14 protein-coding genes are annotated in these 15,037 nt (G+C 67.1%); 5 read left to right on the forward strand and 9 right to left on the reverse strand.

Translation table 11 applies throughout. The features are described from left to right. Positions 1-34 precede the first annotated feature (34 nt). The gene (locus ACSQ3S_RS16995) at positions 35-1,033 is read left to right on the forward strand and encodes a LacI family DNA-binding transcriptional regulator (RefSeq protein WP_413446166.1); all 999 of its coding nucleotides are present in this window, start codon (positions 35-37) and stop codon (positions 1,031-1,033) included. On the opposite strand, the gene ACSQ3S_RS17000 is transcribed toward ACSQ3S_RS16995, so the two are convergent. The 7 genes from ACSQ3S_RS17000 to ACSQ3S_RS17030 all read right to left on the reverse strand — a co-directional run bounded on the left by ACSQ3S_RS17000 (position 1,023) and on the right by ACSQ3S_RS17030 (position 6,552). Then, positions 1,023-1,808, reverse strand: a complete 786-nt coding sequence (locus ACSQ3S_RS17000) for a transporter substrate-binding domain-containing protein (protein ID WP_436143112.1) — start codon at positions 1,806-1,808, stop codon at positions 1,023-1,025. The genes ACSQ3S_RS16995 and ACSQ3S_RS17000 overlap by 11 nt on opposite strands. Before the next feature lie 12 nt (positions 1,809-1,820). After that, positions 1,821-2,741 (reverse strand): isoaspartyl peptidase/L-asparaginase, encoded by a 921-nt coding sequence (locus ACSQ3S_RS17005; protein WP_436143113.1) that lies wholly within the window; start codon positions 2,739-2,741, stop codon positions 1,821-1,823. Beyond that, positions 2,738-3,472 (reverse strand): amino acid ABC transporter ATP-binding protein, encoded by a 735-nt coding sequence (locus ACSQ3S_RS17010; RefSeq protein ID WP_436143114.1) that lies wholly within the window; start codon positions 3,470-3,472, stop codon positions 2,738-2,740. The genes ACSQ3S_RS17005 and ACSQ3S_RS17010 overlap by 4 nt, the downstream gene beginning before the upstream one ends. A gap of 1 nt (position 3,473) precedes the next feature. Beyond that, complete coding sequence (locus ACSQ3S_RS17015) at positions 3,474-4,145, reverse strand: amino acid ABC transporter permease (RefSeq protein WP_176650984.1); 672 nt, start codon at positions 4,143-4,145, stop codon at positions 3,474-3,476. After that, positions 4,145-4,813, reverse strand: a complete 669-nt coding sequence (locus ACSQ3S_RS17020; protein WP_436143115.1) for an amino acid ABC transporter permease — start codon at positions 4,811-4,813, stop codon at positions 4,145-4,147. The genes ACSQ3S_RS17015 and ACSQ3S_RS17020 overlap by 1 nt, the downstream gene beginning before the upstream one ends. Positions 4,814-4,913: 100 nt before the next feature. Further along, the gene (locus ACSQ3S_RS17025) at positions 4,914-5,639 is read right to left on the reverse strand and encodes a copper homeostasis protein CutC (RefSeq protein ID WP_353403584.1); all 726 of its coding nucleotides are present in this window, start codon (positions 5,637-5,639) and stop codon (positions 4,914-4,916) included. Further along, positions 5,632-6,552 (reverse strand): ROK family protein, encoded by a 921-nt coding sequence (locus tag ACSQ3S_RS17030; protein ID WP_436143116.1) that lies wholly within the window; start codon positions 6,550-6,552, stop codon positions 5,632-5,634. Before ACSQ3S_RS17030 ends, ACSQ3S_RS17025 begins: the two co-directional genes overlap by 8 nt. A 14-nt stretch (positions 6,553-6,566) precedes the next feature. On the opposite strand from ACSQ3S_RS17030, the gene ACSQ3S_RS17035 reads away from it, so the two are divergent. Together ACSQ3S_RS17035 and ACSQ3S_RS17040 are read left to right on the forward strand one after the other, a co-directional pair. Continuing rightward, positions 6,567-7,016: a nuclear transport factor 2 family protein gene (locus ACSQ3S_RS17035; protein WP_436143117.1), complete on the forward strand. Its 450-nt coding sequence runs from the start codon at positions 6,567-6,569 to the stop codon at positions 7,014-7,016. Next, positions 7,013-7,699: a pentapeptide repeat-containing protein gene (locus ACSQ3S_RS17040; protein ID WP_436143118.1), complete on the forward strand. Its 687-nt coding sequence runs from the start codon at positions 7,013-7,015 to the stop codon at positions 7,697-7,699. The genes ACSQ3S_RS17035 and ACSQ3S_RS17040 overlap by 4 nt, the downstream gene beginning before the upstream one ends. A gap of 47 nt (positions 7,700-7,746) precedes the next feature. Here ACSQ3S_RS17040 and ACSQ3S_RS17045 read toward each other — a convergent pair whose 3' ends face one another. Next, on the reverse strand, positions 7,747-9,135 hold the full coding sequence (locus tag ACSQ3S_RS17045) for an amino acid permease (RefSeq protein WP_353403589.1): 1,389 nt from the start codon (positions 9,133-9,135) through the stop codon (positions 7,747-7,749). Between the two features lie 200 nt (positions 9,136-9,335). Between ACSQ3S_RS17045 and ACSQ3S_RS17050 the strand changes: the two genes are divergently transcribed. Beyond that, positions 9,336-10,484: a glycerate kinase gene (locus ACSQ3S_RS17050; protein ID WP_436143119.1), complete on the forward strand. Its 1,149-nt coding sequence runs from the start codon at positions 9,336-9,338 to the stop codon at positions 10,482-10,484. Continuing rightward, the gene (locus tag ACSQ3S_RS17055; RefSeq protein ID WP_436143120.1) at positions 10,485-13,562 is read left to right on the forward strand and encodes a response regulator; all 3,078 of its coding nucleotides are present in this window, start codon (positions 10,485-10,487) and stop codon (positions 13,560-13,562) included. On the opposite strand, the gene ACSQ3S_RS17060 is transcribed toward ACSQ3S_RS17055, so the two are convergent. Next, the gene (locus ACSQ3S_RS17060; RefSeq protein WP_436143121.1) at positions 13,559-14,881 is read right to left on the reverse strand and encodes an amino acid deaminase; all 1,323 of its coding nucleotides are present in this window, start codon (positions 14,879-14,881) and stop codon (positions 13,559-13,561) included. The two genes, ACSQ3S_RS17055 and ACSQ3S_RS17060, sit on opposite strands and share 4 nt — an antisense overlap. Positions 14,882-15,037: the final 156 nt, after the last annotated feature.

The raw sequence follows: 15,037 nt of genomic DNA on the forward strand, positions 1-15,037 counted from the left end.
GGGATAGGGCACCCTGGCCGGTTATAATCGATCCATGACCGATGCCCGGAAACCCGCCCCTGAACCCACCTTGTCCGATGTCGCGACGCTGGCGGGCGTATCGCGGGCGATCGCGTCGCGGGCGCTGTCGGCGCAGCCACGGCCGGTGTCGGCCGACAAGCGCGAGCGCGTGGTGCGGGCGGCGGAAACGCTGGGCTTCCGTCCCAACCTGCTGGCGCGCGGGCTGGCCAGCAAGACCGTCAACCTGGTCGCCATCCTCGTCAACCACATCCACGACCTGTCGGACCTGGATTTGTTCGACCTGCTGCTGGCGCAGATACAGGCGATCGGCAAGCAGGTCATCTTCATCCGCGTCGGCGCCGGCGAGGACGCGGAGCGCTTCCTGCGCGACGGCGTGGCCTATCATGTCGACGCCGCGCTGGTGTTTTCCGACTTTGCCGACGCCGCCACGGTGCGCAGCATGTTCCGCAATAACGCGGTGCTGATGCTGAACGGGCATCACGACGAGGGCGCGTCGTCGGTGACGATGGACGAGGCGCAGGGCATCGCCGAAGCAGTGGCCGATGCGGCGGGCAAGGGCGTGCGCACAGCGACGCTGCTGACGGGACGCATGATGTCGCTGGTCGAGCAGGCGCGCGTGGCGTCGTACCGGCAAGCCTTGCAGCGGCACGGCATCAAGCTGCTGGACGAGCTGGCGGGGGACTATTCATATGCCAGCGGCCGCGCGCTGGCGCAGCAGATCGATGTGGAAGGCACCGGCGCCGTGTTCTGCACGTCCGATGCGATGGCGATGGGCGTGCTCGATGCGCATCGCCGGCACTTCCCCGAGCACCGGCCGGCGCGCTTCCGCCTGTACGGTTTCGACAATGTCTCGCTGACGCAGTTCGACGCCTATCCGATTTCGTCGATAGGCGCCGACAAAAAGGAATACGTCGCGCAGATTGTGCGGATACTGAACCAGCCGGCGGAGCTGGCGCAAAACAGCGCCCATGTGCTGGTCGCCACGCGCTTCGTGCCGCGCCTCACCGGCTAGCGCCTTCCAGAACCGGCGGCGCGGTCTTCGCGCCCCACCATTTCTTGTAGTTGGCCGCGTAGGCGCCGCTCCTGACGTAGTCGGCCACGAAGGCGTTCACAAACTTCAGCAGCTCGGGATCGCCTTTGGCCATCGCGATGCCGATCGGACTGTTCGAGTACAGGCCGGGCAGGGTATCCAGCTGGTCGCCCTTGCTGGCCAGGTAGTCCAGCAGCGACGAATCCTCGATGCCGGCATCGGCGCGTTTTTGCTGCAGCAGCAGCACGCCGTCCGGCGCGAAGTTGTCGGTGTAGACGGGAATGGCGCGTGGCGCGGATTGCTTGAGGAAGGCGTCGCCCGGCGTGCCGCGGCCGATCACCACGCGCTTGCCGTTCAGGTCCGCCAGCGTCTTGATGCCCGCGCTCTTCTGCACGATGACGCGCAGGCCGGCCTGGTTGTAGGGCATCGAGAAGTCCACCACGCGGGCGCGCTGCGGCGTGATCGACACATTGGCCACCACCAGGTCGAGCTGCTTCGACATCAGCATCGAGATGCGGGCGTCGCTGGAGACGTCGGAGAACCGTACCGGCACACCCAGCCTGGCCGCCAGCTGCGTGGCGACATCGACGTCGTAGCCCACCGGCTCGTTCTTGGCATTGCGGAAGCCGACCGGCTCACCGCCCAGCGAGACCCCGATGCGCACATAGCCGCGCGCCTTGATTTCCTCGATGCGGCCGGCCTGGGCGCTGGCAGTGAGCATGGCCAGCGCCGCGACGGCGAACAGTTTATTCAGCATGTGCAGTCCTTTCTAGATAGTGCCGGCGACGCGCAGTTCCGGCGCGGCCATCCGTTCGTCCCAGTACCAGTAGCGTATCTCTTCCTCGTTGCGGTAGTTGACGACCTTGTGATTCCCCTTGGCGTCGATCGCGTGGATCACCACGCCGGCCAGGAAGCCCGTCTTCAGTTCCGACAGTTCCTCCACCGCCAGCTTGACGGCGTCCTCCAGAGAATAACCCAGCCGCAGCGCCAGCACGATGCTGCGCGAAGTCCCGCAGCGCATCGTCATCTCGCCGGTGTGGGTGCAGGCGGCCGCGCCGTAGCGGCTGTCGGCGTAGAAGCCCGCGCCGACAATGGGCGAATCGCCGAGCCGGCCGGGATATTTCCACGCCCAGCCGGAGGTCGACGTGACCACGCCCAGGCCCTCGGCGGCGTCGCGCGCGAGGAAGACGGTGGTGTCGCGCACCCGCTCCGGATCGGTGATCGTGTTGCTGAGCGGGGCCAGCGGAATATCGGGGAAGGCAGCCAGCTGCTCGGGCGACATCTCCTTCTGCAGCCGCTCCCACCATACGCGCTTGCTGTCCGGGTGCAGCGTGTCGTCGACGGCGAAACCGCGTTCGGTGGCGAAGCGGCGGGCGCCGGCGCCGGTCAGCATCACGTGCGGCAGGTGCTTCATCACTTCATGCGCCAGCGCGGCGACGGGCAGCGTGGCCGGCACCGCGCCGACCGCGCCGACGTCGCGCGTGGTGCCGTCCATGACGCCGGCGTCGAACTCCATGTCGCCTATCATGTTCGGCCAGCCGCCATAGCCGACGCTGCGCACCTTGGCCTCGCGTTCGACCTTGGCGATGCCTGCCACCATGGCGTCTATGCCGGCGCCGCCGTTTTTCAGCAGTTCGACGGTGGTATCGAATCCGGGCCAGGCCTCGGCGTTTGCAAGCAGCATTCTCATGATTTGCTCATACGTGAAAGGAATTGGGCGATGCGAGGATGCGCCAGGCCGCCATCGGTGGCAAAGAATTGTGCCGTCGGCAGGTCGGCCAGCAGGCGCCCCTGGTCGAGGAAGACGACGCGGTTGGAGATGCTGCGCGCGAATTCGATTTCGTGGGTGACGAACAGCATCGTGGTGCCCGCTGCGGCGAGCTTGGCGAGGATGTCCAGCACTTCGGCCGTCATCTCCGGATCCAGCGCGCTGGTCACCTCGTCCAGCAGCAGGTAGCGCGGCTTCATCGCCAAGGCGCGGCAGATGCCGACGCGCTGGCGCTGTCCGCCGGATAGTTGTGCAGGGAAGGCGTTGGCGCGGTCGGCCAGTCCGACGGAAGCGAGCAAGGCGCGCGCTTCCTCCTCGGCCTGACGGCGCGGGATTTTCAGCACTTCCACCGGCGCCAGTGCGATGTTCTGCAGCGCCGTCATGTGCGGATACAGGTTAAACAGCTGGAACACTGTGCCCGAGCAGCGGCGCGCCAGTTGCAGTTGTTTCGGGTCGTCGACGCGATGGCCATCGACGGCGATGCTGCCCCGGTCCAGTTTTTCCAGTCCGTTGATGCAGCGTATCAGCGTGGATTTGCCGGAGCCGCTGGCGCCGAGGATGGACACCACTTCGCCCGGCGCAATGCGCAGGTCTACGCCATCCAACACGGTGGTGGCGCCGAATTTCTTCCCCACGCCCTCGATCTCGATCATGCTACAAACCCTTCCATTGACTATGAGCGCGCAAGCGCGTCTCCAGGCCCGCGCAGGCCCTGGCGATCAGCTTGGCCATCAGGTAGTACAGCAGCCCGACCACCGTCCAGACGATGAAGGGCTTCAAGGTGCGCAGGTTCAGGATGTGGCCGATCTTGGTCAGGTCCAGCACGCCGACCACCGAGATCAGCGATGTGACCTGCAGTTGGTTGACCAGCAATCCGGTCAGCGGCCCCAGTCCGAACGCGGCGGCCTGCGGCGCGACGACGTGGCGCAGCACCTGCCAGCGGCTCATGCCGAATACCCGCGCCGTTTCCAGCTGTTCGCGGCCGACCGATTCGATGGCCGACACGGCGATCACGTAGATGAAGGCGGCGGTATTGCCGGACAGTGTGATGACGGCCGCCTGCACCGGCGTCAGGTCGGTCTCCAGCAGCACCGGCAGGCCGAAGAAGACCAGGAACAGCTGCACCAGCACCGGCGAATTTTTCAGGAGCTCGGCTACGGCGCCGGCCAATGGCGCCAGCAACGGCGTGCGGTAGTAGCGCAGCACGGCCCAGGCCAGGCCGATCAGCAGTCCGATGGCGGTGGTGGCGGCGAACAGCGCGACGGATACGCCCAGCCCTTGCAGCAGCAGCAGGATGTCGTTGGGCGTGAAGTCGGAATAGCGCATCAGCTGCCCAGTGCGCGGTCGCGGTTCAGGCGGCGGTGCAGGGCGCCGGCCGACAGCGAGACCAGATACGTCAGCGTCACGTAGGCCAGCAGCAGCAGGGCGTACACCTCGAACGGCTGGAAGGTGTCGGCGGCGACGATCTTGGCGCTGCCGGTCAGTTCATTGACCGTGATCGCGGACAGGATGGACGACGTCAGTATCAGGTTGACGAACACAGAGCCCAGCGGCCGGACCGAGGTGCGCAGCGCGATCGGCAGCACGATCCGGCGGTAGATCGTCAACCGCGACAGGCCGCTCACCTGGGCCGCTTCCAGCACGCCGGGTTCGATGGCGAGGATGCCGGAGCGGATCGCGTCCGAGGTGAAGGCGCCGCCGGCCAGCGACAGCGCCAGGACACCGGTGCCGAAGGCATCCAGTTCGATGCCGATTTCGGGCAGGCCATAGAACAGGAAGAACAGCTGCACGATGAAGGGAACGTTGCGGAAGATGTCGACATAGGCATTTGCCGCGCGGCGGGCCAGCGGCGAGGCGGCGGTGCGCATCAGCGCGGCCACGATGCCCAGTGCGAGGCCGCCGGACAGGGCCAGCGCGCAGGCGAGCGCGGTCAGGCGCGCGCCTGCCGCCAGGTCGCCGAGGTAGGGTGCCAGAATAGTCGGATCGAACGCCAAACAGGGTGCTCCAGCTAAAAGTGAAACCGGTTTCACTGCAATACGGACGAGTGTCACACAAACTGCCCGGAGTTTCAAGAGGGCGGCGGCGGGACGGTGGTTAAAGCAGGGCTTCCTTCAACGCGCTGACGCGTTCGCGGCTGGTCTGGCGGCGGTTGCCGCTGTCGAAGCCGAAGGCCAGCGCCGGCGCGCCGGACACCGGCGACGGCGCCGAACACGAGGCATGCACCTCCTGCAGCGGCAGGCGCGCCCGCAGCTGCCCGATATTCTCGGCGTTGATGCCGGCGCCGGGCATGACGGCGATGCTCCCGGCGGCCGCGTCGAAGCAGCGCCGCAAGCCGTCGATGCCCTGCAGGGCGCTCTTGGCGCCGCCCGAGGTCAGGATGCGCTCGAAGCCGAGGTCTATCGCCAGCCTGGTCGCCTGCGCAATGTCGGGACACAGGTCGATCGCCCGATGCAGCGTTGCCGGCAGGGCATGGTCGCGGGCCCGCCGTATCAGCCGGTCCAGCGTTTGCTGGTCCAGGCGGCCGTCGCGCAGCGACACGCCCAGCACTACACCCTGCAGGCCGGCCGAAGCGACGGCGTCGATCTCATTGAGCATCAGCTGCACCTCGACGTCGTCGAAGATGAATTCGCCGCCGCGCGGACGTATCATCGCGTAGACCGGCACCGTGCTGGCCGCCGCCACCCGCATCAGCCCCGCCGAAGGGGTCAGGCCGCCGATCTCCAGCGCCGAGCACAGTTCGATCCGGTCGGCGCCGCCGGCGATGGCGGCCGCCAGGCCATCCACATTGTCGACGCAGACTTCCAACATGATTTCAGCCATGTGCACCTCCAAGTTTGCCCAGTCCCAGCCACGCGGCGCCGATCAGTCCCGGCTCGGTGCCCGCCTGTCCCGGCACGATGATGGGGCCATCGGTCTTGCGCAGGATGGCGCCGCGCACCGCGCTGTCGAGCCGCGCGATCAGCGGCGCGCTGTTGGCCAGGCCGCCGCCGACCGGCAGCACCGAGGCGCCGATGGTATTGACCAGCATCGCCAGCGGCCCGCACAGCAGGTCGATGAAACAGGCCACCGTGCGCTCCGCGTCGGCCGCGCCGGCCTCCCATGCGGCGATGATCTGGCGGCTGTCGAGCGCTGTGCCGTGCAGCGTGTGGTGCAGGCGCTCCAGCCCGCGCGCGCCGCCCACCGTATCGAGGCAGCCGGTCTGGCCGCAGCCGCATGCGAAGCGCGGAATCGCCACCGGCGGCGTGCCGGCAAAGTGGGCGGCGACCGGGCCGTGGCCCCATTCGCCGGCAAAGCCGCCCGGACCGCCGATCAGCCGGCCCTCGATCACCAGTCCGCCGCCGACGCCGGTGCCCAATATCAGCCCGAAGACGTTGGCGTGGCCACGTCCCGCGCCGGCCTGCGCCTCGGCCAGCGCGAAGCTGTCGGCGTCGTTGGCGATCCAGACCGGCAGTTTAAAGGCGTCCTCAAGATCCGCGGCTAGCGCTCGGCCGTCGATGCAGGGTATATTTGCGCACTTGATGCGGCCGTCGGCGGGATCGATCACTCCCGCGATGGAGATGGCGACGCCGTCAGAGGGGCCGCCGTCGGCGATCAAGGCACTCATGGCCGCGGTGAACGCGGCAAAGTCGTTCGTGGGCGTGAGGACGCGGCGCAAGGGGCCGATGCTGCCGTCCGCAGCCGCGCTGGCGCACTTGATGGCGCTGCCGCCGATATCGAAGCATGTAATTTTCATGATTGGAATGATAGATGAAAAAGCTCCTGTTGTGCCTATGCTGGGCACTCCCGACCTCCGTCCTGGCCGCGCCATGCCTGCCGACCGATGCCCTGGTCGCGCGCGACTCCCAGTATGAAGAGGCGCTGCGGGTCGGCGATGTGCCGTTCCTGCGGGACCTGCTGGCGGACGACTACGTCTGGGTCCACACGCTGGGAGCGCAGGTCGAGACCAAGGCCGTCATCCTGGCCCGTTCCGAAAAGCCGGCTATCGTCTACAAGGCCCGCACCACCAGCGACGTCCATGCCCACATCCAGGGCGACACCGTGGTGCTGCGCGGCCTGAGCACCGTCGATCAGTGGAACGCCGACGGCAAGACCTTCCGCAGCAACCGTTACCAGTTCATGCGCACCTATGTCAATGACGGCGGCAAGTGCAAGCTGCTGTCGAATCAAACGATGAAAGTATGGTCCAGCGAAAAATGACGGAAACCACGAACACCAGAGTCTCCGGCGCAACGCTGGACAGGGCCGCACTGGAAGCGCACCTTGCGCAACCGGTGCGCAGCTTCGACAACTGCAGCTTCGACGACGCCGACCTGTCGCGTCTCGACCTGCAAGGCTGCACCTTCGAACGCTGCACCTTTGTCGACACCAGCCTGTTCGCCGCCAAGCTGGCGCGTAGCAGCTGGCTGCGCTGCCGCGCCGGTGGCGCGGATTTCGAGTCGGTGGATGCGGTCGACGCGCGCTTCGATGGCTGCGACCTGAATAACACCAAGTGGCGCCGCGCCAAGCTGGCGGCGGTGTCCTACCGCGGCTGCAAGCTGACCGGCGCGTCGTTCGAGGAAGTCGCGCACCTCGGCATCAGCTTCGAGGAAAGCCTGCTGGTGGGCGCCGACCTGCGCGCCATGTCGTTCAAGAAGATGACGCTGAAGGAGCTGGATTTTTCCGACGCCTACCTGGCCGGATGCGATTTCCGCGAAGCGGTGTTTGAAGACGGCAGCCTGCGCAACGCCACGCTGAAGCTGGCGAAATTCCAGGGAGCGGATTTGCGGGGCGCGGATATCGAAGGCGTGAAGCTGACCGAGGCCGGCCTGTTCAAGGGCGCGATCATCTCGCACGCGCAGGCGGCCAGTTTCCTGCGCGAGCTGGACCTGATCGTTGTCTAGTGGACTGCCGCCGGCAGGACAGCCGGCGGCGAAGATAATTCAGATACTTAGTTCAGTTCCGAGCGCTTGCGGGCGTAGCCGAAGTAGATCGCCAGGCCGATCACCAGCCAGATCACGAAGGCGATCCAGGTGAACGAGCTCAGATAGGTCATCAGCATGACGCAGAAGATCACGGCCAGCGCCGGGATCACCGGCACGCCCGGGCAACGGAAGGCGCGCTTCAGGTCTGGGCGGGTTTTGCGCAGGATGATCACGGCGATCGACACCAGGCTGAATGCGGCCAGCGTGCCGATGTTGATCAGCTCCGTCAGCACGTTCAGCGGCACCACGGCGGCGATCAGGCCGAACACGATGCCGACCAGCCAGGTGGCGAAGAACGGCGTGTGGAAGCGCGGATGCACCTTCGACAGGCGCTTCGGCAGCAGGCCGTCGCGCGACATGGCGAAGATGATGCGGGTCTGGCCGTAGGCCATCACCAGGATCACGGTGGTCATGCCCAGGATCGCGCCCAGGTCGACGAAGCCGGCGAACCAGTTCTCGCCCGCGTGCTGCAGCGCCAGCGACACCGGATGGTCGATGCCGAGGAATTGCTGGTACGGCACGATGCCGGTCATGATGGCCGACACCACCACGTACAGGATGGTGCAGGCGGCCAGCGAACCAATGATGCCGATCGGCAGATCGCGCTCGGGGCGTTTCACTTCCTCGGCGGCCGAGGTCACGGCGTCGAAACCGATGAAGGCGAAGAACACCAGCGCGGCGGCGCTCAGCATGCCGTTGTAGCCGAACGGCAGGAACGGCTGCCAGTTGGCCGGCTGCACGTGACGCGCGCCCACCACGATAAACAGCAGCACCACGCCGACCTTGATCGCCACCATGACGTTGTTCAGGCGGGCCGATTCACGCACGCCCCAGCTCAGCATCGCGGTCAGCACCAGCATGATGCACAGCGCCGGCAGGTTGATCAGCGTGTGCACGCCGGGCAGCGCGCCGGGAGCGGCCGTCAAGGCGACCGGAAGATGGATGCCGAAGCCGGCGATCAGCGACTGGAAGTAGCCCGACCAGCCGACCGATACCGCCGACGTGGCCAGGCCGTATTCGAGCAGCAGGTCCCAGCCTATCATCCAGGCGGCCAGTTCGCCGAGGGTGGCGTAAGTGTAGGTGTAGATGGAGCCGGCCACCGGGATGGTGGAAGCGAATTCCGCGTAGCACAGCGCGGCAAAGCCGCAGGCGATGGCGGCGACGATGAACGACAGCGTCAGCGCGGGGCCGGCGGTGACGGCGCCGGTGCCGGTCAGGACGAAGATGCCGGTGCCGACGATGGCGCCGATACCCATCAGGATCAGGTCGAAGGGACCGAGTACTTTCGCCAGGCCGCCGGGTTTGCGGCTGTTGGCGATCATGTCGTCAAGGTTCTTTGTTCTAAAGATGCTCAAAATGGCTCCAATTTTATTGTGTTTATCTCTGTTCCCAAGACGGCCTCATGAGCCGTTTCAGGCAACGGCAAATAATACAGGAAGTTGGCGCTTGTGCCGAGGTTGTTGTTATATGGGCAAGCCAAATCCGCGAATCGGCGGCCAGCATGTTGCTGTTTGGTGCGATACTTGCTGTATCGACTGTTGATTGGGTTTCCCTGATGAAAATTGTGATTGCGCCCGACTCGTTCAAGGAGAGCCTGACCGCGATGGAGGTGGCCAATGAAATCGAGGCCGGCTTCCGCGAGTTCTTCCCGGACGCCGAGTATCGCAAGCTGCCGGTGGCCGACGGCGGCGAAGGCACGGTGCAGGCGATGATAGACGCCAGCGGCGGGCGCCGCATCGAGCTGCGGGTCACCGGCCCGCTGGGCGCGCCGGTCGCCGCGTTCTACGGCATGATGGGGGATGGGAAAACAGCGGTGATCGAAATGGCCGCCGCCAGCGGACTGGAACTGCTGGCGCCCGCGCAGCGCGATCCGCTGCGCACCACCAGCTACGGCACCGGCGAGTTGATACGCCATGCGCTCGACGCCGGCGCGCGGCGCTTCGTGCTGGGCGTGGGCGGCAGCGCCACCAACGACGGCGGCGCCGGCATGCTGCAGGCGCTGGGCGTGCGCATGCTCGATGCCGGCGGCGCCGAGCTGTGCGCCGGCGGCGGCGCCTTGCGCGCGCTGGCCCGGATCGATGCCGCCGGTCTCGATGCGCGCATCGCCGAGGCGCAATTCGACGTCGCCTGCGACGTCAGCAACCCGCTGGTCGGCCCGCAGGGAGCCTCGCATATCTTCGGCCCGCAAAAAGGCGCCGATGTCGCCACGGTCCTGCAACTGGACGACAACCTGCGCCACTACGCCGCCATCGTCGCCCGCGACCTGGGGCGGCAGCTGGCCGAGGTGGCCGATGTGCCGGGCTCCGGCGCCGGCGGCGGCATCGCGGCGGCGATGCTGGTGTTCCTCGGCGGCCGGCTGCGTCCCGGCAGCGAGATCGTGACGGCGGCGGTCGGGCTGGATGCGGCCGTCGCAGACGCCGACCTGGTGATCACCGGCGAAGGCCGCATCGACAGCCAGTCCATCCACGGCAAGACGCCGATCGGCGTGGCGCGCGTGGCGCAGCGGCACGGCAAGCCGGTGATCGGCATCGCCGGCTGTCTGGCACCGGGCGCCGGCGTGGTGCACCAGCACGGCATTGACGCCGTGTTCGCGGCGGTCGCTCGCCCGTGCAGCGTCGAGCAGGCGCTGGCCGAGGCGGCGCAGAACGTGCGCAGCGCCGCGCGCAACGTGGCGGCGGTGCTCAGCCTGGGCGCCAGGTTGTAGATGAAGCCAGCCGCCCGACGCCCGCTGCCGTCGATCCGGACGCAGATCTACACTTTGGTGTGGGCCTGCGCGCTGCCGGCCGTTGTCGGCTTTGCGCTGTTGGCGAATAACTTCTTCGAGCGCGAACGCGCGCAGATCCAGCATGAGGCGCTGATCACCGCGCGCGCCCTGATGCGGGTGGTCGACCGCGACCTGAACACCGGCATCTCCCTGGCGTTGGCCTTGAGCCACTCGCCCAGCCTGGACCGGGGCGACCTGGCCGCGTTCCACCGCCAGGCCACGCGGGCACTGGGTCCCGAATTCCCCGGCTTTAATTTCGTGCTGAGCGACCGCGACTCGGTCCAGCTGCTCAACACCGTGCGGCCGTTCGGCGGATCGATGGCCGATCCGGGCAGCCTCGAACGCATCCGCAAGGTGTTCGATACCGGGCGGACGGTGGTGTCGGATGTGTTTATCGGCGGCGCGCTGAAACGGCCGCTGGTGGCGGTGCACGTGCCGGTGATCCGCGACGGCAAGGTGATCTACTGTATCTCGGTGGGCTTCGTGCCGGAGCGGCTGGGCAAGGTGTTGATGGAACAGGGATTGTCGAAGGGACGGGTGGCCGGCATTTTCGATACGCAGGGCGTGACTGTGGCGCGCACACTCGAACCTGAAAAATACATCGGCAAACCTGGCTCGCCCTCGCTGCTGGCGCAGATGGGGCGCAGCGGCGACGCGGTGATCGAATCGACCACCCACGAGGGAACGCCGGTGTATTCGATGATCAGCCATTCGACGGCCACCGGATGGGCGGTGGTGATCGCCGTCCCGCGCAGCACCGTGCTGGCGGAGATGCTGAAATCGATCAGGTGGATCAGCCTGTTGGTGGCGGGACTGCTGGCGATGGGCGTCGCGATGGCCTGGTACTTTGCGCGCCGCATCGGCGATTCGGTCAGCATGCTGTCGCTGGCGGCGACCGCGCTGGGGCGCGGCGGCGGCGCCGTCTCCGGGCGCGGGCGCGCGCGGCCGATCTTCCTCGAGGCCGACGATGCCCTGCAGACGCTGCACGCGGTGGAGACGGAACTGCAGCAGTACCGCGACCGCCTGGAAAGCGTGATCGAGGAACGCACGCTGCAACTGCAATCGGCCCGGCGCGAGGCGATCGACAAGGAGCTGCGCACGCGCACCGTGATGGAAAACGTCGGCGACGGCATCATCACCATCAACGCCAGTGGCGTGATCGAATCGTTCAACCGCGCCGCCTCGGGCATTTTCGGCTATACGACGGAGGAGGCGGTCGGCTCCAACATCGTGCGGCTGATGCCGGAGCGAATGCGCGGCGCGCATGACGCGGGCATGAAGCGCTACCTTGGCGGCGGCGCGCCGACGGTGGTAGGCAAGAACAATGTCGAGCTGGAGGGACTGCGCAAGAACGGCACCACCTTCGCGCTGCAGCTGTCGATACGGGCGCTGCATGTCGAAGGCCAGCCGCTGTTCGTCGGCATCGTGCGCGACGTCACGGAGCAGAAGCGCGCCGAAACGGAACTGCGGCAGGCGATGGAGCAGGTGCAGATCGCCAGCGCCGCCAAGGACATCTTCGTGGCCAATATGAGCCACGAACTGCGCACGCCGATGAACGCCGTGCTGGGCATGGCGCATTTGCTCAGCACCACCGGGCTGTCGCAGGAGCAGGCACGCTACCTGGAGATGATACGGGCTTCCGGACAGTCGCTGCTGGGGATACTGAACGATATCCTGGACTACTCCAAGATGACCGCCGGGAAGATCGAAATCCATCCGGCGAGCTTCCATCTGGACGAGGTGCTGCATTCGCTGGCCAGCATCATGAGCGTCAGCGTCGGCGAAAAGAACCTGGAGCTGTGCATCGGCGTGGAGCTGGACGTGCCGCGCATGCTGGTGGGCGACGCGCTGCGCCTGCAGCAGATACTGGTCAACCTGACCGGCAACGCCATCAAGTTCACCGCGCAGGGCGAGGTGTCGGTGCTGGTGGAGCGCGCGGACGGCGACGGCCCGCTGCTGATGCTGCGCTTTACCGTGCGCGACACCGGCATCGGCATGAGCGGGGAACAGCTGGCGCGTTTGTTCTCGCCGTTCACGCAGGGCGACCTGTCGACCACACGGCGCTTCGGCGGCACCGGGCTGGGACTGACGATCTCCAAGGGCCTGATCGAGCTGCTGGGCGGGACCATCGCCGTGCACAGCGTGGTCGGGGAGGGCAGCACGTTTGCGTTTACGCTGCCGATGAACCCTTCCGGCGAGGCGGCGGCGGAGACCGGCAAGCAGGCCGGCCGTCTGCACCTGCTGGTGGTGGACGACAACCCGACCAGCCGCTCCTTCCTCGGCAAGACCATCATGGGCTGGAACTGGACCTGCGATGTCGTGGCCTCGGGCGAGGAAGCGCTGGAGCTGCTGGATGGCGGACGGACTTACGATGCGGCGCTGGTGGACTGGCAGATGCCCGGCATGGACGGTCCGGCCGCCATGAGCGCGATCCAGCGGCAGATGCCGGGCGTGCCGGTGATCTGCATGGTCAACGCGTTCGGGCGCAACAAGCTGGTAGAGGAAGCCGCGTCGAACAGCGCGTCGGCATTCCTGACCAAGCCGGTGACATCGTCCACACTGTTCGACGCGATGCAGACGGCGCTGGCGCATCGCCCGGTTGGCGCGGTGGACGGCGATCCGGTGGCGGCACCGGCGTTTGCGGGCCTGCGCGTGCTGCTGGTGGAGGACAACCTGATCAACCAGCATGTGGCGCGCGGCATCCTTGAACACGCCGGCGCCGTGGTGACGGTGGCGGACAACGGCGAGGCCGCGCTTGCGCGCCTGCGCGAGAGCAGGGGCTACGACATGGTGTTGATGGACGTGCAGATGCCGGTCATGGACGGCTTTGCGGCGACGCGCGCGATTCGCACCGAGCTGGCGCTGGCCTTGCCGGTGATCGCGATGACGGCCGGCGTGATGGAGTCCGAGCGCGAGCAGTGCATCGCAGCCGGCATGGACGATTTCATCGGCAAGCCGATCGACGTCGAGCAGATGTTCGCCGTCATGAAAAAGCACCTGCCCGCAGGCGCGGCCTAAAAGAAGGTATTGACGGCGTGGCGCACGCCGTAGTCGTCGTCCACCGCCAGGATCAGCGGCCACTTGTCGAAGGTGGTGCAGGGGTGCGAAATGCCGCAGCCTATCAGGTCGCCGACCTCCAGTTCCGCGCCGATGGCATGGCCCTCCGGCAGCCGCAGATAGGCGTGTTGGTCGTTCATTTTCTCGATGCGGCAGCCGTCCGGCAATGCCGTGGGCCTGGCCGCCGCCGTGCCCGGGCGGTGCGACAGCAGGGCGCGCGGCAGGTCCATGTCGTAGGAGGCGTCGCGCTTGCCCATGCCCAGTATCGCCAGCGTCGGCTCGGGACGCGACAGCACCATGCTCCACACTTCCAGCGCCGGCCGCAGGCCCTGGTCCTGCGCCGTGCCTTCGCGCTCGTTGAGCTGGGCGATCATGCCGTTATAGAAGCCGTGGTCGCTGGTCAGGTAGCAGCCACTGCGCAGCACCGGCAGCACCGTGCGCGACAAGCCCTTGACCTGCGCGAAGCCTGCGGCGACCAGGTCGAAGTAGGCGGAGCCGCCCGCCGATAGCAGGATCTGGTCGCGCGTGAACAGCTGCTCGGCGTCGGCCTGGCGCAGCAGCTCGGACAATTGACCGACAAAGCCGCCGACGGCCTCGCGGTCCTGCTCGGCGTCGTGGCTGTGCAGCAGGCCCTCGTAGCCCTCCATGCCGGCCAGTTCGAGGCCGGGCGCGGCGGCGACCTCGCGCGCCAGCGCCAGGGCCTGGTCGGTGCTCCGGCAGCCGGCGCGTTTGCCGGCCAGGCCCAGCTCCACCAGCAGCGGCAAGGGCCGCTGCATGCCCAGCTTTTTCGCCGCCTGCGACAAGCGCGCCACGCCGGCGCTGGAATCGACCAGCGCGTAGAACTCGAACGATGGATCGCGCTGCATCAGCGTCAGCATGGCGTGGATGTCGGCCGGCGCCACCAGCTGGTTGGCCATCAGCACGCGCCGCACGCCGAAGCGGTAGGCAACCTGCACTTGCGCGGCGGTGGCCAGCGTCATGCCCCAGGCGCCGTTGGACAGCTGGGCGTCGAACAGCTGGGGGCTCATCGTGGTCTTGCCGTGCGGCGCCAGTTGCGCGCCGTACTGCGCGCAGAAGCGCCGCATCCATTGCAGGTTGTGCTCCAGCGCCGAGATCTTCAGCAGCGCCACCGGAAAGCCGGTCTCCGCCCGCAGCACGTTCCAGTGCTGGGCTGCGATGTCCGCCTGGCGCAGCGGCATGGTGATCGGCAGTCCCTTGACGCCGGGCTGCAGCAGCTGCTGTTCAAGCTTGGTGATGGAGGCTGGGGCGGTGCGGTTCAAGTGTGGTCCCGTTCAGAGTGCATGTGCTTGCCGCCATTTTACTCCGTCGCGAGGCAGGAGCAGTCCGACGCCGTGGCGGCGCCAACTCCGATAGGCGCGAACGACCGGGCTTTGGATAATCGTCACACAGCGGCCGCCGGCCGCGTTGATCACACG

Origin of the sequence: Duganella sp. LjRoot269, from assembly GCF_964254095.1 — a bacterium.
Classification (GTDB): domain Bacteria; phylum Pseudomonadota; class Gammaproteobacteria; order Burkholderiales; family Burkholderiaceae_D; genus Rugamonas; species Rugamonas hordei.